Annotated in this window: 21 protein-coding genes; 17 read left to right on the top strand and 4 right to left on the bottom strand. The window is 48.4% G+C overall.

Annotated features, from left to right (window positions below):
- The first annotated feature begins 223 nt into the window (after positions 1 to 223).
- From mnmE to ACQCV8_RS04355, 7 genes are all read left to right on the top strand, one after another.
- Positions 224 to 1,609: a tRNA uridine-5-carboxymethylaminomethyl(34) synthesis GTPase MnmE gene (gene mnmE / locus ACQCV8_RS04385; RefSeq protein ID WP_426843318.1), complete on the top strand. Its 1,386-nt coding sequence runs from the start codon at positions 224 to 226 to the stop codon at positions 1,607 to 1,609.
- Positions 1,610 to 1,692: 83 nt separating this feature from the next.
- Positions 1,693 to 3,582 (top strand): tRNA uridine-5-carboxymethylaminomethyl(34) synthesis enzyme MnmG, encoded by a 1,890-nt coding sequence (gene mnmG, locus ACQCV8_RS04380; protein WP_426843317.1) that lies wholly within the window; start codon positions 1,693 to 1,695, stop codon positions 3,580 to 3,582.
- A gap of 21 nt (positions 3,583 to 3,603) precedes the next feature.
- Complete coding sequence (gene rsmG, locus ACQCV8_RS04375; RefSeq protein WP_426843375.1) at positions 3,604 to 4,320, top strand: 16S rRNA (guanine(527)-N(7))-methyltransferase RsmG; 717 nt, start codon at positions 3,604 to 3,606, stop codon at positions 4,318 to 4,320.
- A gap of 227 nt (positions 4,321 to 4,547) precedes the next feature.
- Positions 4,548 to 5,417: a nucleoid occlusion protein gene (gene noc / locus ACQCV8_RS04370; protein ID WP_426843316.1), complete on the top strand. Its 870-nt coding sequence runs from the start codon at positions 4,548 to 4,550 to the stop codon at positions 5,415 to 5,417.
- A 222-nt stretch (positions 5,418 to 5,639) separates the two neighbouring features.
- On the top strand, positions 5,640 to 6,401 hold the full coding sequence (locus ACQCV8_RS04365) for a ParA family protein (protein ID WP_426843315.1): 762 nt from the start codon (positions 5,640 to 5,642) through the stop codon (positions 6,399 to 6,401).
- Positions 6,394 to 7,242 carry a ParB/RepB/Spo0J family partition protein gene (locus ACQCV8_RS04360; RefSeq protein ID WP_426843314.1) on the top strand — a complete coding sequence of 283 codons (849 nt, stop codon included), beginning with the start codon at positions 6,394 to 6,396 and terminating at the stop codon, positions 7,240 to 7,242. Before ACQCV8_RS04365 ends, ACQCV8_RS04360 begins: the two co-directional genes overlap by 8 nt.
- A 50-nt stretch (positions 7,243 to 7,292) precedes the next feature.
- Complete coding sequence (locus ACQCV8_RS04355) at positions 7,293 to 7,997, top strand: DUF554 domain-containing protein (RefSeq protein WP_426843313.1); 705 nt, start codon at positions 7,293 to 7,295, stop codon at positions 7,995 to 7,997.
- Positions 7,998 to 8,003: 6 nt separating this feature from the next.
- Here the strand turns inward: ACQCV8_RS04355 and yyaC are convergent, their stop codons facing one another.
- A complete protein-coding gene (gene yyaC, locus ACQCV8_RS04350) occupies positions 8,004 to 8,675 on the bottom strand; it encodes a spore protease YyaC (RefSeq protein WP_426843312.1) in 672 nt (223 codons plus the stop codon).
- Positions 8,676 to 8,878: 203 nt separating this feature from the next.
- On the opposite strand from yyaC, the gene ACQCV8_RS04345 reads away from it, so the two are divergent.
- The 10 genes from ACQCV8_RS04345 (at position 8,879) to dnaB (ending at position 18,244) form a co-directional block, all read left to right on the top strand.
- Positions 8,879 to 9,778 (top strand): mechanosensitive ion channel family protein, encoded by a 900-nt coding sequence (locus ACQCV8_RS04345; protein WP_426843374.1) that lies wholly within the window; start codon positions 8,879 to 8,881, stop codon positions 9,776 to 9,778.
- On the top strand, positions 9,768 to 9,974 hold the full coding sequence (locus ACQCV8_RS04340; protein ID WP_426843311.1) for a DUF951 domain-containing protein: 207 nt from the start codon (positions 9,768 to 9,770) through the stop codon (positions 9,972 to 9,974). Before ACQCV8_RS04345 ends, ACQCV8_RS04340 begins: the two co-directional genes overlap by 11 nt.
- A 130-nt stretch (positions 9,975 to 10,104) precedes the next feature.
- On the top strand, positions 10,105 to 11,205 hold the full coding sequence (gene ychF / locus ACQCV8_RS04335; RefSeq protein WP_426843310.1) for a redox-regulated ATPase YchF: 1,101 nt from the start codon (positions 10,105 to 10,107) through the stop codon (positions 11,203 to 11,205).
- A 697-nt stretch (positions 11,206 to 11,902) separates the two neighbouring features.
- Positions 11,903 to 12,190: a 30S ribosomal protein S6 gene (gene rpsF, locus ACQCV8_RS04330; RefSeq protein ID WP_426843309.1), complete on the top strand. Its 288-nt coding sequence runs from the start codon at positions 11,903 to 11,905 to the stop codon at positions 12,188 to 12,190.
- 42 nt (positions 12,191 to 12,232) lie between these two features.
- Positions 12,233 to 12,751, top strand: coding sequence for a single-stranded DNA-binding protein (gene ssb, locus ACQCV8_RS04325; protein WP_426843308.1), 519 nt, complete (start codon positions 12,233 to 12,235; stop codon positions 12,749 to 12,751).
- A 38-nt stretch (positions 12,752 to 12,789) separates the two neighbouring features.
- Complete coding sequence (gene rpsR / locus ACQCV8_RS04320; protein WP_426843307.1) at positions 12,790 to 13,029, top strand: 30S ribosomal protein S18; 240 nt, start codon at positions 12,790 to 12,792, stop codon at positions 13,027 to 13,029.
- A 276-nt stretch (positions 13,030 to 13,305) separates the two neighbouring features.
- Positions 13,306 to 14,241 carry a YybS family protein gene (locus ACQCV8_RS04315; protein WP_426843306.1) on the top strand — a complete coding sequence of 312 codons (936 nt, stop codon included), beginning with the start codon at positions 13,306 to 13,308 and terminating at the stop codon, positions 14,239 to 14,241.
- A 39-nt stretch (positions 14,242 to 14,280) separates the two neighbouring features.
- A complete protein-coding gene (locus ACQCV8_RS04310; RefSeq protein ID WP_426843305.1) occupies positions 14,281 to 16,257 on the top strand; it encodes a DHH family phosphoesterase in 1,977 nt (658 codons plus the stop codon).
- Positions 16,254 to 16,700, top strand: coding sequence for a 50S ribosomal protein L9 (rplI, locus tag ACQCV8_RS04305; RefSeq protein WP_426843304.1), 447 nt, complete (start codon positions 16,254 to 16,256; stop codon positions 16,698 to 16,700). Before ACQCV8_RS04310 ends, rplI begins: the two co-directional genes overlap by 4 nt.
- A 188-nt stretch (positions 16,701 to 16,888) precedes the next feature.
- A complete protein-coding gene (gene dnaB / locus ACQCV8_RS04300; protein WP_426843303.1) occupies positions 16,889 to 18,244 on the top strand; it encodes a replicative DNA helicase in 1,356 nt (451 codons plus the stop codon).
- A gap of 31 nt (positions 18,245 to 18,275) precedes the next feature.
- Here dnaB and ACQCV8_RS04295 read toward each other — a convergent pair whose 3' ends face one another.
- From ACQCV8_RS04295 to ACQCV8_RS04285, 3 genes are all read right to left on the bottom strand, one after another.
- Positions 18,276 to 18,566: a DUF1871 family protein gene (locus ACQCV8_RS04295; RefSeq protein ID WP_426843302.1), complete on the bottom strand. Its 291-nt coding sequence runs from the start codon at positions 18,564 to 18,566 to the stop codon at positions 18,276 to 18,278.
- A 17-nt stretch (positions 18,567 to 18,583) separates the two neighbouring features.
- Positions 18,584 to 19,027 carry a hypothetical protein gene (locus tag ACQCV8_RS04290; RefSeq protein ID WP_426843301.1) on the bottom strand — a complete coding sequence of 148 codons (444 nt, stop codon included), beginning with the start codon at positions 19,025 to 19,027 and terminating at the stop codon, positions 18,584 to 18,586.
- An 829-nt stretch (positions 19,028 to 19,856) separates the two neighbouring features.
- The gene (locus tag ACQCV8_RS04285) at positions 19,857 to 21,203 is read right to left on the bottom strand and encodes a glycoside hydrolase family 30 protein (RefSeq protein ID WP_426843300.1); all 1,347 of its coding nucleotides are present in this window, start codon (positions 21,201 to 21,203) and stop codon (positions 19,857 to 19,859) included.
- Between the last annotated feature and the right edge of the window lie 57 nt (positions 21,204 to 21,260).

Genomic DNA, 21,260 nt, shown 5'->3' with positions numbered 1-21,260 from the left:
CCGCATTCACAAAACTTCCGGCAATCGCTGTACTGAAATATTGTTATTCACATGTGGATAAGTTAAAATATAGGACGAACGACTGAAAAACTGTGAATAACTCCTTCAACCTCCATTCTTCCTTTTACCTGCCTGATATGGTATCTTAAAGTTTTGGTGACCTTCTTTTTAAACCTTTTCCGTTTTATATATAGATTGAGTGCACTTGAGTGAGGTGAACAACTTGGAATTCGATACAATAGCAGCAATATCCACACCAATGGGCGAGGGAGCCATCGCCATAGTCAGATTGAGCGGTGATGAAGCGGCAGCGATAGCAGACCGCGTTTTTGCAGCGCCTTCCGGGAAGCCGCTGAGCGATGCCGATTCCCATACGATTCATTACGGACATATCATCGATCCGGAGACGGGTGAGGTCGCTGAAGAAGTAATGGTCTCCCATATGAGAGGACCAAGGACCTTCACACGTGAGGATGTTATTGAAATTAACTGCCACGGAGGTCTCGTTTCCGTCAACCGCGTGCTGCAGCTCGTTCTGAACAGCGGTGCACGTCTGGCTGAGCCCGGAGAATTTACAAAAAGAGCGTTTATGAATGGGCGGATCGATCTTTCCCAAGCTGAAGCAGTAATGGACTTAATCCGGGCCAAAACCGACCGGGCGATGAATGTCGCCCTCGGACAAATGGAAGGACGCCTTTCAAAGCTTGTCAGAAAGCTTCGCCAGGAAATTCTTGAAACGCTTGCCCATGTTGAAGTAAACATTGATTATCCGGAATACGATGATGTAGAAGAAATGACGCATCACATGCTTGTAGAAAAGGCAGCTTATGTCAAGAATGAGATAGAGAAGCTGCTGCAAACCTCCAGCCAGGGAAAGATTTTAAGAGAGGGGCTGTCAACGGTTATTATCGGCCGCCCCAATGTCGGAAAATCCTCCCTGCTCAACAGCCTTGTCCATGAAAACAAAGCCATTGTGACAGACGTTCCCGGAACGACCAGGGATGTCATCGAGGAATATGTAAATGTCCGCGGGGTTCCGTTAAAGCTGGTGGATACGGCCGGAATCCGTGAGACAGAGGACATCGTCGAGCGGATCGGTGTGGAGCGCTCGCGCCAAGTCTTAAAGGAAGCAGATTTAATCTTGCTTGTCCTGAACTACAGCGATGAACTCACCCAGGAGGATGAAAAGCTCTTTGAAGCGGTGAAAGGCATGGATGTTATTGTCATAATAAATAAGACGGACCTGCCGAAGAAAATCGACATGGACAAGGTGGCAATGCTTGCGGAAGGCCGCCCTGTCGTGACGACTTCCCTCAAGGAAGAAGAAGGCGTCGACAAGCTTGAGGAATCCATCCAGTCTCTATTCTTTGAAGGAAACATCCAGTCTGCAGATATGACCTATGTATCCAACTCGAGACATATCGCTCTCCTGAACCAGTCAAAACGATCCATTGAAGAGGCATTGAATGGCATTGACGCCGGCATGCCGGTGGATATGGTTCAGATTGATCTCACAAGGGCATGGGAGCAGCTTGGGGAAATTATCGGAGACTCGGTTCATGAAAGCCTGATCGATCAGCTCTTTTCGCAATTTTGTCTTGGAAAATAACCGTCTTTCGTATAGATTTTCGCTGTAAAAACACGCTTTGCTAACGGATTTAACAGAGCGCAAGAATAAAGGAGGAAACAACATTGGCATACCACGCTGGTGATTATGATGTAATCGTCGTTGGTGCCGGTCATGCAGGAGTTGAGTCCGCTCTCGCCGCTGCGAGACTGGGCGCACGGACCCTCGTCCTTACCATCAACCTTGATATGGTCGCTTTCATGCCCTGCAACCCTTCTGTAGGGGGACCTGCAAAAGGAATCGTTGTAAGGGAAATTGATGCCCTTGGCGGGGAAATGGGCAAGAACATCGACAAAACGCATATTCAAATGAGAATGCTGAATACCGGAAAAGGACCTGCGGTAAGAGCGCTGCGGGCGCAGGCCGATAAATTTACGTATCAGCATGAAATGAAAAAAACGATGGAAAATGAACCTAACCTGACCCTCATGCAGGGAATGGTGGACCGTCTGATGATTGAAGACGGTGAGTGCCGCGGCGTCGTGACACAAACAGGCGCGGAGTATCATTCAAAAACGGTCGTGCTGACTACCGGTACCTTCCTGCGGGGCCGGATTATTCTGGGAGATCTGTCCTACTCTAGCGGTCCGAATAACCAGCAGCCGTCTATTAAGCTTTCGGAGCACCTGCAGGAGCTGGGCTTTGACCTTGTCCGGTTTAAAACCGGAACACCGCCGCGTGTAGACAGCAAAACCATTGACTACAGCAAAACGGAAATACAGCCTGGTGATGAAGAACCTCGCGCGTTTTCCTATGAGACAACGAAATACATTACCGATCAGCTGCCTTGCTGGCTGACGTATACAAGTACGGAAACACACCAGATCATCGACAGCAATCTGCACCGCTCCCCAATGTATTCCGGAATGATTAAAGGAACGGGTCCTCGCTATTGTCCCTCCATTGAGGATAAAGTCGTCCGTTTCAATGATAAGCCGCGCCATCAGATCTTCCTCGAGCCGGAAGGCCGGAATACAGAGGAAGTCTACGTGCAGGGACTATCGACAAGCCTGCCGGAGGATGTGCAAAAGCAAATTTTAAGCACGATTCCGGGCCTTGAAAACGTCCAGATGATGAGACCCGGCTATGCGATTGAGTATGATGCAATCGTTCCGACTCAGCTTTGGCCGACGCTTGAAACGAAGAAAGTTCCAGGCCTCTACACAGCAGGGCAGATTAATGGGACGTCAGGCTATGAAGAAGCGGCAGGACAGGGAATTATGGCCGGAATTAATGCGGGCCAAAAAGCACTTGGCCGCGAAGAAGTCATCCTGAGCCGTTCCGATGCGTATATTGGCGTCCTGATTGATGACCTGGTCACAAAAGGAACAAGCGAACCGTACCGTCTGTTGACGTCGCGAGCGGAATACCGTTTGCTGCTCCGTCATGACAATGCCGATTTGCGTCTGACCGATACAGGCTATAAAATTGGAATGATCAGCGAAAGCCGCTATCAATCGTTCACAGAGAAAAAAGCGGCTATCGAAGCAGAGAAAGAGCGTCTGTCCAAAATCATTCTAAAACCGAATGCAGAAGTACAGGAGCTGATCCGCGAAAGCGGCGGCAGCGAACTGAAGGACGGCATCCGCGCTTCGGATCTCCTGAAGCGGCCGGAAATGAATTACAGCCATATTGCGAAGCTTGCCCCATCTGAAGCACCACTCCATCCGGACGTGACCGAACAAGTGGAGATTCAGGTAAAATATGAAGGGTATATTGAAAAATCCCTTCAGCAGGTCGATAAACTTAAAAAGATGGAAAACAAAAAAATCCCTGAAAACATTGACTATGATGCAATTTCCGGTCTGGCATCCGAAGCACGCCAGAAACTGAAGGAAGTACGCCCGCTTTCAATGGCTCAGGCATCAAGAATTTCCGGCGTGAACCCAGCGGACGTTTCCATCCTGCTCGTTTACATGGAACAGGGCCGGATTGCTAAAGTATCCAACGAATAATGCTTATGAAAGGATTCGATGATGGACATTTCCCTATTCCAATCCAAGCTGGAGGAGAAAGGCATTTCCCTTTCTCCTGAACAGCTTTCCCAATTTGAAACGTATTACCGCCTGCTCGTCGAGTGGAATGAAAAAATGAACCTTACTTCGATTACGGATAAAAAAGAAGTGTATTTAAAGCATTTCTACGATTCCATCAGTGCGGCCTTTTATTTTGACTTCTCCAAGCCTTTATCCATCTGTGATGTGGGAGCGGGTGCGGGTTTTCCGAGCCTGCCGATTAAAATTTGCTTCCCCGGCCTCTCCGTGTCGATCGTCGATTCGCTGAACAAGCGCATCACCTTCCTGGAAGAGCTGGCCAAAAGCCTGAACCTGACCGATGTGTCGTTTTACCATGACCGCGCTGAAACGTTCGGCAAAAACAAACAGCACCGCGAGCAATATGATGTTGTGACAGCCCGCGCAGTCGCCCGGTTATCCGTTTTAAGCGAACTATGCCTGCCGCTTGTGAAAAAAGACGGCCATTTTGTAGCCCTGAAGGCTGCTTCCGCTGAAGAAGAACTCAATTCAGGAGGAAAAGCTGTACAGGCGCTTGGCGGCAAAACCGAAGCTGTTCATTCCTTCAAGCTCCCCATCGAGGAGAGTGAACGAAGCATCGTGGTAATCAGGAAAATAAAGCCGACTCCGGGAAAATACCCGCGCAAGCCAGGGACACCGAATAAGACACCAATCGAATGATACATATTTTGTCCCGCATTTACCGCCGGGTTCTCCCCGCCCAGGCAGGGGGAAGCCGGATCGGTTAAAGCCCGGAAGAAGAATTGACTGAATGCCTGAAACCGGACGTGTAAAGCTTACCGAATGGAAGTCTTGCCTGAAAAGTGTTCCGGCTTTACTCCGCATGCAGGAATTCCGGCTCAAAAATAGAATTATAAATTGGTAGTTTCCAAAGGTGGTGTACGCACATGAAGCATCCGTTTTCCCGTTTCTTCGGAATAGGAGAAAAGGAAGAAACAGATCAAACGCTCGAACAGACCGAGAATGAACAGGAAACAGAAGAGGTTTCACGAGAAGAAGTGAAACAGATTCCGGTTCATGAAATTACGCCAAACCGCTTTCAGCCCCGTACTATTTTCTCGGATGAAAAAATAGATGAATTGGCCATGACCATCCGTACACATGGCATTATTCAGCCGATTGTCGTCCGTCCTGCCGACGGCAAATACGAGCTGATTGCCGGAGAACGCAGATGGAGAGCTGTGCAGAGGCTCGGCTGGGAAGCGATTCCCGCCATTGTAAAGGAATTCAATGACAAAGAGACCGCATCGGTTGCATTGATTGAAAATCTGCAGCGGGAGGAGCTGTCTGCCATTGAGGAAGCCCTTGCCTATGCAAAGCTTCTTGAACTGCATGATCTGACCCAGGAGGCCCTTGCCCAAAGGCTCGGGAAAGGCCAGTCCACTGTAGCGAACAAGCTCCGGCTGCTTAAGCTTCCGGATGAAGTCCAGCAGGCGCTGCTTCAAAAAAGCATCACAGAACGCCATGCCCGCGCCCTTATTCCGCTCAAGCTGCCTGAACTGCAGGTCACGCTTTTGGATCACATCATTGAAAAGCAGCTGAATGTTAAACAGACGGAGGACCGGGTCGTCAAAATGCTCGAAAAAGAAAAACCGGCACCAAAGCCGAAGCGCAAGGCTTTCAGCCGGGATACGAGAATTGCGATGAACACGATCCGCCAGTCCCTCACAATGGTGGCTGACACAGGGGTTCAAATCAATTCTGAGGAAGAAGAATTTGAAGAATATATCCAGTTCACCATCAAAATTCCCAAATAACTCTCTAATCCTATGATTGGAGGGTTTTTTTCTTGCTTCCGGGTGATGCCGGAATCCTATGCTTTCAGCTTTTTTCAAGAATTTAGAAAAATAGTCAAACGCCTGTCTTCTGTTTTTGTTAAAATAGAAGATAGCTTTTAAGCCGTTAATAAATTAGAGGCATCCGTCCAGGCCTGATCAACAGGCTCTGAGATCAAGCGGGTGCAGGAGTAGGTGAACATCATGGGAAAGATTATAGCCGTAGCCAATCAAAAAGGAGGCGTCGGGAAAACGACGACCTCCGTTAACCTTGGGGCATGCCTTGCTTATATAGGAAAGAAAGTGCTTTTAGTTGATACGGACCCTCAAGGAAATGCAACAAGCGGAATTGGCATTGAAAAAGCCGACGTAGAATACTGCATATACGATATTCTCGTAGAAGATACAGAAGCCGCCGCCGCGATCCGCCCCTCAGCCGTTGAAAATCTTCATGTTATTCCGGCGACCATCCAGCTTGCCGGTGCTGAAATTGAGCTCGTTCCGACTATTTCCCGGGAAGTAAGACTAAAAAGAGCCCTTGATAAAGTCAAACACAACTATGATTATATTTTAATAGACTGTCCGCCCTCCCTCGGGCTGCTGACCATCAATGCACTGACCGCATCCGACACGGTCATCATCCCGGTTCAATGCGAATACTACGCCCTCGAAGGTCTCAGTCAGCTGCTGAATACCGTCCGGCTCGTTCAAAAGCATTTAAATACGAACCTGATGATTGAAGGGGTCTTGCTGACTATGCTCGATGCCAGAACCAATTTGGGAATTCAGGTCATTGAAGAAGTAAAAAAATATTTTCGCGAAAAAGTATACAAGACCATTATTCCAAGAAATGTAAGGTTAAGTGAGGCGCCGAGCCATGGACAGCCGATTATTTTATATGATGCGCGTTCTAGAGGGGCCGGGGTTTATCTTGATCTCGCGAAGGAGGTAGCCGGAAATGTCTAGAGGATTGGGGAAAGGCTTGGAAGCGCTCTTACACGCAGGAAAAGAAGAAACGGTTCAGGAGCTGAAATGCAAAGATCTGCGCCCTAATCCCTACCAGCCTAGAAAAACCTTCCAGGAAGAAGCGATTGAGGAGCTGAAAGAATCGATCCTCCACTATGGGATCCTCCAGCCGATCATTGTAAGGAAATCCATTAAAGGCTATGAAATTGTGGCCGGAGAAAGGCGCTTCAGGGCGGCCAAGCTTGCCGGCTTTAAAACGGTTCCCGCGGTCGTAAGGGAGCTGGATGACCGGAAGATGATGGAGCTCGGCCTTCTTGAAAACCTGCAGCGGGAGGATTTAACGCCTGTCGAGGAAGCAAGAGCCTACCAGTCGCTACTGGAGGAACTGAAGATTACCCAGGAAGAGCTTGCGAAACGGCTTGGCAAAAGCAGGCCCCATATCGCGAACCACCTGCGTCTTCTCAGTCTGCCTTCAGCTGTGCAGGCAATGATGAATGACGGGAAGCTTACAATGGGCCACGGCAGGACCATCCTTGGCTTAAAAAAGAAAGACAAAGCATTGGCTCTAGCTGAGAAAATCATTAAGGATCAGCTGAATGTAAGGCAGACCGAGCTGCTCGTTCAGGAAATGAATGAAAGCGGAGGAAAAACGCCGGATCCAATCAAAAAGAAAAAGAAGGATTTGTTTATCACCGAGCGGGAAACCTCACTTCAATCCTATTTCGGAACGAAGGTCTCGATTAAACAGCAGCACAACAAAGGGAAAATCGAAATTGAGTTTACGGACTCCGGAGATCTTGAACGAATTTTAGAACTTTTGGACATGGAAGAGTCCTCCTGAGCAGCATGCCGGGAGGGTCTTTTTCATGAATAGGGATGGGAGCGTTTAGAATGGTTCTTTTAGGCAGCTTGATCAATGCAGCCGGCATTGCGGCAGGTACACTCATCGGCCTGCTTCTGACACGGATACCGGAGCGGATAAAGCAGACCGTCATGATGGCGATTGGCTTGTCCGTCTCTATTCTCGGGATTACGATGGCATTGAAAAGCGAGGATTTCTTTTTTGTCATTGTAAGCCTTATTGCAGGTGCCGTCATCGGTGAATGGCTGAATCTTGAGGAGAAGCTGCACGCCGCAGGCCGGTGGCTTGAAAGAAGAATCGGACCTTCCAAAACGGGAAATGTGGCGGAAGGATTTGTAACAGCCACCCTGATTTTTGTGATTGGTGCGATGGCCATCGTCGGAGCGCTCGACAGCGGTCTTAGAGGTGATCACAGTGTGCTGATGACCAAATCCATGATCGATGGCTTTACAAGCGCTGTGCTGGCAAGCACACTCGGAATCGGCGTGCTTCTGTCCGCCATCCCGGTTTTTTTCTACGAAGGAACGATCGCCCTGCTTGCAGGCTTGATTCAGTCCTCAATCGAGGAGGAACTCCTGGCTTCCCTGATTTCCGAGCTGACTGCAGCGGGAGGCGTCCTGATTCTTGCCATCGGACTCAATATGCTGGAGATCAAGTCGATCCGCACAGCCAATCTGCTGCCGGCACTCCCGGTCATCATAGGATTGGTCGTTCTGCAGCATACCTTCTTCTGATGAACATTACTCCTCTGAAGGGGAAGCCGCCTGCCTTGGACTGGCGTCATGATGCTTTTCAGAGCTTTTCAGCTTAGCAACAGGCGTCCTTCTTAACCAGGATGTGCGAACCGCGTGCCGGCTTTCTGCAGCCATAAGACTGTCCGCAATCAGGTTGGCCATCGACATCACCAGATGAAGCCTTGTATTCTGAAGAACAAAAAATTCCATAAACCCGCTTACATTGACAATTCCGGTCAAATGCATGTCCCCTACGGCCGGAAGGTCTTTGTTAACTCCTGCTCCGGGCTTTACAGGACCCGGACCGACCTGAAACGACCCTACACTCTTTAATTTTCCAAGACATGCGTCAATTGCAACAATATAAGGATTGGAATGAGCGGATTGAATAAAAGCAATCGATTCTTCCAGGTTCACCGCATGAACCGGATTTTTCAGCGTGCCATATAGATGAAAACGCTCAAGTCCCTTTTCCGCAAGCCTTGAGCCAACGATCGGACCGAGGCTGTCTCCGGTGGAGCGGTCTGTCCCGATGCAGAGAATCACAATCTCCCTGCCTGCTATCTTCGGAAGGAGAGTCAGAATACAGGAGGTCAGAAGCTCCTGTGCATCCTCATCTTCATAATAGATACGTTCCGGATCCTTAAAGGATGAAAACAACCCCGATTTAAGATTCATAGCCCCTGACCAGCTCCCTTGTACTCATAAGTACTATCAGTATACGGATTATGGGCTGAATCTATACTAGAGAAAGGAAGATTAGCTCCGGAGGCTTTTTGGGCAAGCCTCTGTGAAACATCTGCAAAACTTGCTAAAATAAAGAAATGGCAGCCGGTCCTGATAAACTGCCATACATAAACAGGCAAGGCAGACAGGAGTGAATCCTTTTGATTGATAAAATTTATGCAAGCATACAGAAATCTTTATTAAATGAGGATCTATGGGCAGGAATCGGTATGGGCCTGCTCCGGATTATTCTGATCGTGGTGATTTCTGCTCTGATTATACGCATCGGAAACGGAGTCATTGCAAAGGTCCTCTCACTCAGAGGCAAATCCCCGCTCCGAATATCGGAACGGCGCGAAAACACACTTGCGAAGCTGCTCAGCAACGTTCTCACCTATGTCGTCTATTTTGCCGCTCTCCTTATGATTCTTGAAACGATGAGCCTTGATGTAAAAGCTCTCCTTGCCGGAGCAGGAATCGTCGGGCTTGCAGTCGGCTTTGGTGCCCAGAATCTCGTTCGCGATATCATCACCGGATTTTTCATCATTTTTGAAGACCAGTTTTCTGTCGGTGATTTTATCCGGGTTGGCGCCTTCGAAGGAACAGTCGAAGAGATCGGCCTCAGGACAACGAAAATCAAAAGCTGGACAGGAGAGCTTCATATTCTCCCGAACGGCAGCATTGTAGAAGTCACGAACTTTTCCATCCACAATAGCACAGCTGTTGTTGATATTAATGTAGCCTATGAATCGGATATTCAGCATGTCGAGGAGGTCATCCGGGATCTTCTCCGTGTGCTTCCTGCCAAATATGAGGACATGGCAGCTGTTCCGGAGCTGCTGGGGGTTCAAAACTTCGGTCCTTCGGAAATCATCCTGAGGGTAGTGTGTGAAACAGCGCCTATGCAGCATTTTTACGTATCCAGAATGATTCGGAAGGAAATTAAGCTTGCGATGGACGAGCATGGTATTGATATTCCGTTTCCTCGTATTGTCATGTACAACCGGGATGCGAAAGAGCCTTCGCTTGGAAAGGGTGAAAAAAATGGCGGATAAGGAATTTGATTTGAATGATGTCGTAGAAATGAAAAAACCTCACCCATGCGGAGCCAACCGCTGGAAAATTATCCGGCTCGGCATGGATATCCGGATCAAGTGTGAAGGCTGCGGCCACAGCGTCATGATACCCCGGAAGGAATTCACGAGAAAAATGAAAAAAATGCTCGTAAAAGCCGAACAGCCGGCTGAATAAAGGATCGCCGGTTTCTCTTGTGTTTTCCTGAATTCCTTTCTATAATTGGGGTTGGTTTACAAAAGCACGGACTATTCACAGCAAGGTCTCACCCGGGACACTTGTTTATCATAGAGGAGCTGAACGAAACATGGCTTTAACTGCAGGTATAGTCGGACTTCCAAACGTAGGAAAGTCCACTCTTTTCAATGCAATTACACAGGCAGGTGCTGAATCTGCGAACTACCCTTTCTGTACGATCGACCCGAACGTCGGTATCGTCGAAGTGCCGGACGAGCGACTTCAGAAATTGACTGAGCTGGTCCAGCCGAAAAAAACCGTTCCAACGGCTTTTGAATTCACCGATATTGCCGGGATTGTCAAAGGCGCAAGCAAAGGCGAAGGGCTCGGCAACAAATTCCTTTCCCACATCCGCCAGGTGGACGCAATCACGCACGTCGTCCGCTGCTTCGAGGATGGCAACATCACCCACGTATCAGGGAAAGTTGATCCGATCGATGACATTGAAACCATCAACCTGGAGCTTGTGCTCGCGGATCTTGAATCGGTAGACAAGCGCGCAGCCCGCGTAGAAAAGCTCGCAAAGCAAAAGGACAAAGATGCCGTTGCGGAGCATGAAATTCTTTCCAAGCTGAAGGAAGCATTCGAAAACGGGAAGCCGGCTCGTTCCGTTGAGTTCACGGAAGAACAGATGAAGCATGTCAAGCAGCTTCACCTGCTGACAAGCAAACCGATCCTTTACGTAGCCAACGTGGCCGAGGATGAAGTAGCGGACTCTTCTAAAAACCCTTACGTTCAAAAAGTAAGAGAGTTTGCCGCAGAAGAAAACGCAGAAGTCATCGTCGTCTGCGCGAAAATCGAATCTGAAATTGTTGAGCTAGATGCAGAGGAAAAGGAAATGTTCCTTGAAGAGCTGGGCATCGAAGAATCCGGACTAGACCAGCTGATCCGCGCAACTTATCAGCTGCTTGGCCTGGCAACGTACTTTACGGCAGGCGTTCAGGAAGTCCGCGCCTGGACCTTCCGTCTTGGCATGAAGGCCCCTCAATGTGCCGGAGTCATCCACACCGACTTTGAACGCGGCTTCATCCGTGCCGAAACCGTCCACTATAACGACCTCGTTGCAGCAGGAACCATGGGCGCCGCCCGCGAAGCCGGCAAAGTCCGCCTGGAAGGAAAAGAATATCTCGTGAAGGACGGAGACATCATCCATTTCCGTTTTAACGTATAAGATAAGTGCTCAGGAGCTATCGGTCCTGAGCACTTTTTTGCAGGACCTGTCAGGCGGTTAGGACCGTTTCGTACGGAAAAGCGCGGCTGATCTGATTGGGCGGAAAATAACTAGGGGCGCCTGTCCCCTACTCTGATAAAGGACTAAAGCTTCGGCACCCACTCTTCAAACTCTTGTGCGGCAACGGTTTAGGGGCAAAGGTCTCTGACCCCGCCTGCGGTGAAGCATGTGGGGACTGGCCCCGTGCCTGTCCCCACATTCGCTGCCGTACTAAAGCTCCGGCACCCGGGTCCACAGACCTTGGTGTACAAGGCCTGATGGAGTGGTGTCTCCGTCCCCCGCCGCTTTAAAGCATAACAGCTCCGGCACCAGCTTTTGAACACCCTGTTCGTTCGCCAGGTAAAGGATTCGTATCGGCCGGAAAGCCCCCGGTACTGGCCGAAAACTGTCCAGAATGGCGGCAGAACAGTAAAACCCTTCGGAAAACCCGCAAAGCCCACCTGCCCCGTACTAGCTGTTTATGCCCTGACGCCCGCTCCAACCCGCTAAACAAACTGACGCCAAAAAACACAAGCTCCCAAAGCTGCTTGCCAAAACCCATTCTGTTTGGTATAATTCTAACTTGTGAGTAATTGAATTATTGCTCCTTGCTCTCAATAGCTTGAGGGCCGTTTAGACCAAGAGGAGGTGTAGAGTAATGACAAACTATGAAATCATGTACATCGTCCGTCCCAATATCGAAGAAGATGCGAAGAAAGCTCTAGTTGAGCGTTTCAGCGGAATTCTTTCAGATAACGGTGCGGAGCTAAAGGAAACGAAGGAGTGGGGCAAACGCCGCCTTGCTTATGAAATCAACGATTTCCGCGATGGCTACTATCAGATTGTCAAAGTTGCATCTAATGCTGAAGCGGTTCAGGAATTCGACCGTCTTGCAAAGATCAGCGAAGACATCATTCGTCATATCGTAATCAAAGAAGAAGAATAAATCTCAGCCGATTATAAACTTTCTAAATAAAGGATGGTCTTCATGATCAATCGTGTCGTTCTCGTCGGAAGACTTACAAAAGACCCTGAACTTCGATACACACCGGCCGGGGCCGCTGTGGCTACTTTCACGCTTGCGGTAAACCGTACGTTTACGAATCAGCAGGGTGAGAGAGAAGCAGATTTCCTCAACTGTGTCGTATGGAGACGTCAGGCAGAAAATGTGGCAAACTTCTTGAATAAAGGCAGCTTGGCTGGCGTTGAAGGCAGATTGCAGTCTCGCAGCTACGAGGATCAGACAGGGCGCCGTGTGTTTGTTACTGAGGTTGTCGCGGACAGCGTACAGTTTTTGGAGCCGAAAAGCGGATCCGGAAACAGCGGCGGTGGAAGCGGCAGCAATAACTTTTATGGCGGAGGCCAGCCCCAGGGCGGCCAGAAGTCAAACAGCGGCTCAGATCAGCAGCGGAACCCTAACAATCAGGGCCGAACAAGCTTTGATGATGATCCATTTGCCAATGATGGACAACCGATTGATATATCAGACGATGATTTGCCATTCTAAAGAAAAACCCATTTAAAAAAGAAAGGAGTGTATGACTAATGGCAGGAGGACGCAGAGGCGGACGTGCAAAGCGCCGCAAAGTTTGTTTTTTCACCTCTAACGGAATTACGCACATCGACTACAAAGACATCGATTTGCTTAAAAAATTCGTTTCCGAGCGTGGTAAAATTCTTCCTCGTCGTGTAACTGGTACAAGCGCTAAATACCAACGTAAATTAACTGTTGCTATCAAACGCTCACGCCAAATGGCATTGCTTCCATACGTTACTGGCGAATAATGAACGGCTAAGACACTCACTCTGTGAGTGTCTTTTATTATTTCTGAGCATTCATAATTTATCAGATACGGGCCAGCTCCAGTAAAATCCGGGCCCCTTTTGATGGAATAAGGGGCCAGCTTCCACAGGATGCGGCCACTATAAGCGCACGTGCCACTTCCTTCCGGCGGTTTGCGGGCTAACTTCGATGAAAAATGGTATAATTGATAAGATGGCTACATAAATGATCGCTGCTTCCTTAAGCAGTTTTTTCTATTTCAATAACGAGGTGAATTTGTGAAACGGACGAATGCTCTGACAGAAGGGGCAATCATGCTCGCTCTATTTACGGTTTTAGTCTTTATTACGCTGACGGTTCCGCTTCTGGGATCCATTACACTTCTTGCTCTGCCGCTTCCGCTTATTGTATACGCGGGAAAGCATGAGTTTAAAAACAACATTCTTCTTGCTGCTGCCTCCGTGCCGATTGTTTTTCTGCTCGGTTCGGTCGCGGGCTTAAGCCTCTCGGTTCCCGCCGCTTTAATCGGGCTGATCATGGGTACACTTTATAGAAAAAGAGGAAGTGCGGCAGCTGTAATCGGAGCCTCCTTCGGGTTCCTTCTCTCTATACTGGCGGGGTATATGGTGTCCATTCTCTTTTTTCAGATTAACCCGCTGCAGGAATTTGAGACAATTATGAAGCAATCGGTCGATCAGGCAATCGGCTTTCTGGAGATGGCTGGCCAAAAGCCGGAGGAAGAGCAAATCACTCAGATGCGCACCCAGATGGATCAGCTGTTCACGATTTTTCCAAGCATTTTAATAGGGGTCAGTTTTTTTTCAGCTATCATTCTGCATGCGATTGCTTCGCCGATTTTGAGAAGGCTGAAGCTCAAGTCAGATCGCCTAAAGCCTTTTAGAGACTGGAGGCTTCCGCAGAGTATTGCCTGGTACTATATTGCGGTCATGATCCTGAGCTTTATTGATTTTGAAAAAGGCTCCTTTATGGAGACGGCTGTGACAAACCTCTTTACAATTCTGCTGCTGCTTTTAGTTATGCAAGGATTGTCTTTCGTATTTTATTATGCTTTTGTAAAGGAGATTTCCAGAGGGATCCCAGTGTTAGTGGTTGTATTCTCCCTGTTTTTTCCGTTTTTGCTTTATCCTGTACAATTCTTAGGTATAATTGACATAGGATTCAGATTGAGGGAACGAATTACCCCAAAATCTTAATGAACGATACGGTATCACGGTTGCGAGGAGCTGAAACAGATGCCAGGCTTTTATGAAAAACGATTATTTCGATACCCGATCTATGCTCTTTTCGCGGTAACGGTGATCGCTCTCGCCTTTCTTTTTTACTATAACTGGATCCTGTCCTTCGCATGTTTGCTTCTTACAGGCTTAACCCTCGTCATTCTCATTCAGGCTGATGCGAAAATGAAGCTGGATATGGAGGATTACATATCCACTCTCTCCTACCGGCTGAAAAAGGTCGGGGAAGAGGCTTTAATGGAAATGCCCATTGGAATTATGCTGTTCAACGATCAGTATTATATTGAATGGACCAATCCGTTTCTGGCCTCGTGCTTTGATGAAGATACACTTGTCGGACGAACCCTGTATGACGTAGCTGAAGGCCTGATTCCGCTTATTAAACAAGAAGTTGATTCAGAGACGATCTCGCTTCATGACCGGAAATTTAAGGTGATCATCAAACGGGATGAGCGTCTCCTTTATTTCTTTGATGTAACGGAGCAAAAGGAAATCGAAAAGCAGTACAAAAATGAACGGACCGTTCTTGCTCTTATTTTTCTTGATAATTATGATGAAGTGACGCAAGGAATGGATGACCAGACAAAAAGCACCATCAACAGCGAGGTAACGTCTCTCCTCAATAAATGGGGAAATGACCAGGGGCTGTTCTTAAAACGGGTCTCCTCTGAACGGTTTCTTGCCGTAATGAACGAGAACATTCTTGAAAAATTGGAGAAAACGAAATTCTCGGTGCTGGATGAGGTTCGGGAGCGGACCTCTGTCTATAATATCTCTCTCACATTGAGCGTCGGCATTGGGGCAGGCCACCACTCGCTTCAGGAGCTCGGAGACCTGGCCCAGTCAAGTCTCGATCTTGCATTGGGCCGTGGCGGAGACCAGGTAGCCATTAAGCAGCCAAGCGGAAAGGTGAAGTTCTACGGCGGAAAGACCAATCCGATGGAAAAACGGACCCGTGTACGTGCACGTGTTATTTCGCATGCGATGACGGAAATTGTGACAGCAAGCGATAAAGTATTAATCATGGGCCATAAATATCCGGATATGGATGCGGTCGGAGCAGCCATCGGTGTGCTGAAGGTAGCGGAAGTAAACGGAAAAGAAGCCTACATTTTGCTTGATCAAAATGAAATTGATTCAAGCGTCAAAAGACTTGTTGAGGAGCTCAAGCTCCATTCCGAGCTGTGGTCGCATTTTATCAATCCTGAAGATGCCTATGACCTTGTATCGGATAAAACCGTTTTAGTCGTGGTGGATACACATAAGCCTTCCCTTGTCCTCGATGAGAAGCTGCTCTCAAAGGTTCATGACAAAGTGGTCATTGACCACCACAGGCGCGGCGAGGAATTCATAAAAGATCCGCTGCTTGTTTACATGGAGCCTTATGCGTCCTCCACCGCGGAACTGGTGACGGAGCTGCTCGAGTATCAGCCGAAGCGTTTAAAGCTCAAAATGATTGAAGCAACCGCCCTGTTGGCTGGTATAATAGTGGACACAAAAAGCTTCACACTCAGAACCGGATCCAGAACGTTCGATGCTGCTTCCTACCTTCGATCGAAGGGTGCAGATACCATTCTCGTCCAGAAGTTCATGAAGGAGGATATTGAGCACTTCGTAAAGCGTTCAAAGCTGATTCAGAATACGGAGCTGCTTGATAACGGGATCGCCATCTCCAAAGCCGAAGAAGGTGACGGCCATTTTGATCAGGTGATTATTGCCCAGGCTGCCGATACCCTGTTATCTATGAGCGGAGTATCCGCATCGTTTGTCCTTGCACGGCGCAATGAGGGGACGATAGGAATCAGCGCACGTTCCCTTGGAGATGTCAATGTGCAGCTGATCATGGAGGCACTGGAGGGCGGAGGTCATTTGACAAACGCCGCGACCCAGCTTCCGGACATCACGGCTGCTGAGGCTGAAGAGAGATTAAAACAGGCAATTGGCGACTATTTTGAAGGAGGAATGAAATCATGAAGGTGATTTTTCTTAAGGATGTAAAAGGCAAAGGAAAAAAAGGCGAGGTGAAGAACGTAGCTGACGGCTATGCTCATAACTTCCTGATCAAACAGGGTCTTGCAGTAGAAGCGAGCAATTCAGCTATGTCTGCACTCAATGCCCAGAAAAATAAAGAGAACAAAGAAGCGGAGCAGGAGCTTGAGCAGGCACAGGAGCTCAAAAATACGCTTGAGGCGCTTACCGTTGAGCTGAAAGCAAAATCAGGAGAAGGCGGCCGCCTGTTTGGTTCCATCACCAGCAAGCAGATTGCCGATGAGATGAAAAAAACCCACTCTATTAAAATAGATAAACGCAAAATCGAGCTGCCGGATGCGATCCGCGGCCTCGGCTATACAAATGTGCCGGTAAAGCTTCACACTGACGTTACTGCCACACTGAAAGTGCACGTAACCGAAGAATAAGCTTGGAAAGTTCATCCTGCGAAAGCTTAAAAAAGGAAGGCATGTCAAGGATGAAAGCTGCGGAAGAGGTGATAGAGCTGACCAGAGAAAAATCTGTTACAGCTTCTGTCACCTTTTTCTTATATAATAGATGAAGGATGCCGGGAACTCCCGGCAGAAGAGGAATAATAAAAGGACGGTGCTCGAATTTGAATGAGCTTTTTCAAGACCGAATTCCGCCGCAGAATATAGATGCTGAACAAGCTGTACTCGGAGCCATTTTTCTTGAACCGCAAGCCCTTACCATGGCTTCAGAGATTTTAATTCCTGAAGATTTTTACCGGGCTGCGCACCAGAAAATTTACAACGCGATGCTCGAGCTCGCCGACAAGGGTGAGCCTGTGGATCTCGTTACCGTGACCTCTGACCTCGCAGATGTGAATCTGCTGGAGGAAATTGGCGGGGTCTCCTACTTAACAGACCTTGCAAATTCAGTACCGACAGCGGCAAATGTAGAATATTATGCGAGAATTGTAGAAGAAAAATCGATTTTAAGAAGGCTGATCCGGACAGCAAGCACGATTGCCCAGGACGGCTATACGCGTGAAGACGAGGTTGCTGATCTCCTGACAGATGCCGAAAAAAGCATCATGGAAGTGGCCCAGCGCAAAAACGCAGGCTCCTTCCAAAGCATCAAAGACGTACTCGTTCAAACGTATGACAATATTGAACTTCTGCATAACCGCAAAGGGGACATCACTGGCATACCGACAGGGTTCTCAGAGCTCGACCGGATGACAGCGGGATTCCAGCGAAATGACCTGATCATAGTGGCTGCCCGGCCATCTGTAGGAAAAACCGCATTCGCCCTGAACATCGCTCAAAACGTCGCGACGAAAACGGATGAAAATGTCGCGATTTTCAGCCTCGAGATGGGAGCCGACCAGCTCGTCATGAGGATGCTCTGTGCAGAAGGCAACATCAACGCGCAAAACTTACGAACCGGGAACCTGACGAGCGAAGACTGGGGGAAGCTAACCATGGCCATGGGGAGCCTTTCCAACGCCGGTATTTATATCGACGACACCCCGGGTATCCGCGTCAGCGAAATCCGCTCCAAATGCCGCCGTCTCAAGCAGGAGACCGGCCTCGGCATGATCCTGATCGATTACCTGCAGCTGATCCAGGGAAGCGGCCGAAGCAAGGACAACCGCCAGCAGGAAGTTTCTGAAATCTCAAGGACACTGAAATCCCTCGCCCGTGAGCTCAAGGTGCCCGTCATCGCCCTTTCACAGCTCTCCCGTGGAGTGGAGCAGCGTCAGGACAAACGTCCGATGATGTCTGACATCCGTGAATCCGGAAGTATTGAGCAGGATGCCGACATTGTCGCGTTCCTTTACCGTGACGATTACTACGACAAAGAATCCGAAAACAAGAATATCATTGAAATTATCATCGCTAAACAGCGTAACGGCCCGGTAGGCACCGTCTCGCTGGCATTCGTGAAGGAATACAATAAGTTCGTCAATCTGGAACGGAGATTTGACGACGCTCCAGGGGCGTGAAGGCTGCATCTTTTACAGGTGCAGCCTTTTTTTATTCCTGAATTCGAAACAGAATGTTAGCCGCAATCTCTTTACAATCCGCCGTTTTTTTGAACTCATCGCCAAAAGAAGAGAACAAAATGAGGCGGATGGTCTCAGCCAGTGCCCCGGCAGTTTCCGCTCTCACTCCAGCCGCTGTGATTCTCAGAATTTCAGCTTCGTATTCATCCGCCGGGCAATCCATCGCAAGCAAATCCGCCGGATCCCACTCATTCACGATTTCTCCAACGGAAGCGAGTGCATTTTGATAGTGATTCTTCATCTGTTTTTTCCGATCTGTCATTATGATTCCTCCACTGTTCACCCGCTCACAATGGAATTTAGCCGTTCCTCTAAACGCTCCAAATCCCTCATTTTAAGCCATACCAGACGGATATCCAGCTCCTTTTCCCCCTTCAGCAGGAGAATCAGTTTTTTTTCTGTCTTCCGGTAATCGCTAATTTCGTCAAGCGGGACCTTCTTTTTAGGAACCAGGAAAAACTGTTGGATAAACAAAGAGGCGTCAGTCACTTCAATGAAGGTTTTTTTTCCGATTGTAAGATAAAAATACCCTATCCATAGAAAAAGAATCGGCAAAGCAAATGTCAAGCTCATAGTAGAGGACAGCAAATCCATTAACGATACGTTTCTAAATTCAAATTTAAATACAATTGAGATCAACGCGATCAGCAATGCGCCGCCTAAAGCTATATATAGGATTCCGGCAGCAGTGATATAGTCAGGCCGCTTAAATTTGATGACCATAAAATCCCTCCTATTTCTTTATATGGAACAAATACCCAAATATAGAAAGGGAGAAACTGTGGTATGGCCGTACCACGCGCTTCAGTGCTTCAGCACCAAAGCCTGCAGCCATAGAGCAGTCTGGTTTTGCCGAGGCCGGTCTCTAAGGGAAACGGGCCAGGCACCGCGCCTGACCCCACATTCGCTAAAGGATGAAAGCTCCGGCACCGCTCTCAGTGACGCCTTATGCAGCAAGGGATCAGCCAAAAGCTCCTCTGACCCCGCATGCTTTAAAGCGAAGCGGGCCAGGCACGCGACGCATTAAAAGATATAAAGCAATGCCGTAATTGCTGCACTTTGGACGAGTAGAATCAAGATTGAACTCCTGCTTGTCTTGAATTCTTTCTTTTTCAGTAAATAGGTTTGAGAGATGTAATGGATGATAAAAACAATGGCAAAGACTGAAACGAAAGCGAGGAGGAAGGGGAAAGTGTAAACCATGAACAGCAATTCCTATCTGCGTAGTATTTGTATTTATTTTACACTAGTTGTGAATGTTTTTTCACCAATTATGCAGTGGGCGAGCACGGACTTGATCAGCGAGGCATCTTTTAGGCCGTTTTCCTAGGGTGCAGATGTGTACCAGAGAGGCGAAAACCAGGATATCGGCCGAGATTTCAATATATCGGCTGAAATTCCAATATATCGGCCTAAATTGGAATATATAGGCTATTATTCCGATATATCGGCCGAAATTGCAGCATATCGACTTTTCGACAAGCTCCGCTACGCCCCCTTCGACATCCTTCATCCCCATAAAAAAACCCCGCTCAAGGCGGGGTCTAAAGCTTCAGTAGATCAATGTAGAAATCGAATGCGGAGGGAGCATAGACGCTGCTGTCCTGTCCTCGAGCTGCAGACAGACTTCCTGCTCTGCATCAGAAGGGTTCATGACAATGACGGCGATTTCTCCGTTTGGATTTTGGAAGGCTGTTGCGAGCAGGGCGTTATTCGAAACCGAACAGCCAATCCGCTTTGCGCCGGGCTTTATATATTTACTGAAATGCCCGATGTAATAATAGGAGCTGTTCACATGAATCTCATCGCTGACTGTATCCGCAATGACGGGGGCATCACAATAATTCCCGACATGGTTAGGCCCGCCCTGTTCGTTTAAAACCAGGTTCCAGTCAATCCAGGCCTCGAGGTGGTTGTTTAGATCACCGATGATGTTCCGGCCATACCGTTCACCGGTGTGCCACGCACCAGGTTTTACTCCGCCTTCGATGCAGCCCTCGGTAAAGATGAGGTGTTTGTCCGGGAATTGCTCATGAACCTTGGCCAGGTTTTCAAATTCCTCTGATACATACCAGTGAACGCCTGTCCCCCAAACGTATTGGGCAGCTTCAGGGTCGCTTAGGACCGCTTTGGCCCGCTCATAAATACGGTCGCGGTTGTGATCCCAGATGATGACGTTAAGATCGTCCAATCCGTTTTTCTTCAAGGCAGGTCCCAAATAATGTTTGATAAAATCTCTTTCTTCTTCTCCAGTGTACAGACAGGAATCCCATACCTGGCTGGCTTCGGGTTCATTTTGAATGGTGATGCCCCAGATCGGGATGCCCTCTTTTTCCATCTCTTCTATATAGCGTATGTAATAGTCCGCCCAGAGCTGTCTGTATTCGGGAAGCAGCCTGCCCCCGTTGTTCATTTCTCCGTTGCTTTTATACCAGGCGGGCGGACTCCAGGGGGAGGAAACAATTTTCAGGCTTTGTCCCGCAGCCTTCACGGCATCTTTGATTAATGGAAGCACAAGCTCCCGTTCTCTTTCTATGGAAAAATGGTCTAATGTATCGGCCTGGTCCGGAACATACGTATAGTTCCCAAGCGAGAAATCGCAGCTGTTAATATGTGTGCGGCCGAACCGGTATCCGAGCCCCTCTTCAGGGTTAAAATAATCGGCGATCACCCGGGTTCTTTTTTCCGGACTGATCAGAGAAAGGGTATGGGCTGCCGCTTCCGTAAAAGCACCGCCGAAGCCCAGGAAGGTTTGAAACGTCTGAGCCGGGTTCAACTCCACATAAATAGGATTTGAAAACAGCGGAGAGCCGAAGGAAACCGGCTCTTTCACTGTTAATCGGTCGTTCGAGTGTTTTGCTGTCTGAATGAGTTTAATCGTTTTGCTCGTTGTGGTCATACCCTTTTCTCCTGTCTTTTGAAAGTTCATCCAATCCAGATTCGCGTTCGGAGTGCC

Origin of the sequence: Metabacillus sp. 84 (assembly GCF_050107715.1) — a bacterium.
Taxonomy (GTDB): Bacteria; Bacillota; Bacilli; order Bacillales; family Bacillaceae; genus Metabacillus_B.
Note: the sequence above shows the minus strand (reverse complement) of the source record. Positions and strands in the feature narration are given on the sequence as shown.

Coding starts and splice junctions, on each gene's coding strand:
- rsmG (WP_426843375.1), top strand. CDS start 3,604: ATGGACATTTCCCTATTCCAATCCAAGCTGGAGGAGAAAGGCATTTCC.
- noc (WP_426843316.1), top strand. CDS start 4,548: ATGAAGCATCCGTTTTCCCGTTTCTTCGGAATAGGAGAAAAGGAAGAA.
- ACQCV8_RS04365 (WP_426843315.1), top strand. CDS start 5,640: ATGGGAAAGATTATAGCCGTAGCCAATCAAAAAGGAGGCGTCGGGAAA.
- ACQCV8_RS04360 (WP_426843314.1), top strand. CDS start 6,394: ATGTCTAGAGGATTGGGGAAAGGCTTGGAAGCGCTCTTACACGCAGGA.
- ACQCV8_RS04355 (WP_426843313.1), top strand. CDS start 7,293: ATGGTTCTTTTAGGCAGCTTGATCAATGCAGCCGGCATTGCGGCAGGT.
- yyaC (WP_426843312.1), bottom strand. CDS start 8,675: ATGAATCTTAAATCGGGGTTGTTTTCATCCTTTAAGGATCCGGAACGT.
- ACQCV8_RS04340 (WP_426843311.1), top strand. CDS start 9,768: ATGGCGGATAAGGAATTTGATTTGAATGATGTCGTAGAAATGAAAAAA.
- ychF (WP_426843310.1), top strand. CDS start 10,105: ATGGCTTTAACTGCAGGTATAGTCGGACTTCCAAACGTAGGAAAGTCC.
- rpsF (WP_426843309.1), top strand. CDS start 11,903: ATGACAAACTATGAAATCATGTACATCGTCCGTCCCAATATCGAAGAA.
- ssb (WP_426843308.1), top strand. CDS start 12,233: ATGATCAATCGTGTCGTTCTCGTCGGAAGACTTACAAAAGACCCTGAA.
- rpsR (WP_426843307.1), top strand. CDS start 12,790: ATGGCAGGAGGACGCAGAGGCGGACGTGCAAAGCGCCGCAAAGTTTGT.
- ACQCV8_RS04310 (WP_426843305.1), top strand. CDS start 14,281: ATGCCAGGCTTTTATGAAAAACGATTATTTCGATACCCGATCTATGCT.
- rplI (WP_426843304.1), top strand. CDS start 16,254: ATGAAGGTGATTTTTCTTAAGGATGTAAAAGGCAAAGGAAAAAAAGGC.
- ACQCV8_RS04295 (WP_426843302.1), bottom strand. CDS start 18,566: ATGACAGATCGGAAAAAACAGATGAAGAATCACTATCAAAATGCACTC.
- ACQCV8_RS04290 (WP_426843301.1), bottom strand. CDS start 19,027: ATGGTCATCAAATTTAAGCGGCCTGACTATATCACTGCTGCCGGAATC.
- ACQCV8_RS04285 (WP_426843300.1), bottom strand. CDS start 21,203: ATGACCACAACGAGCAAAACGATTAAACTCATTCAGACAGCAAAACAC.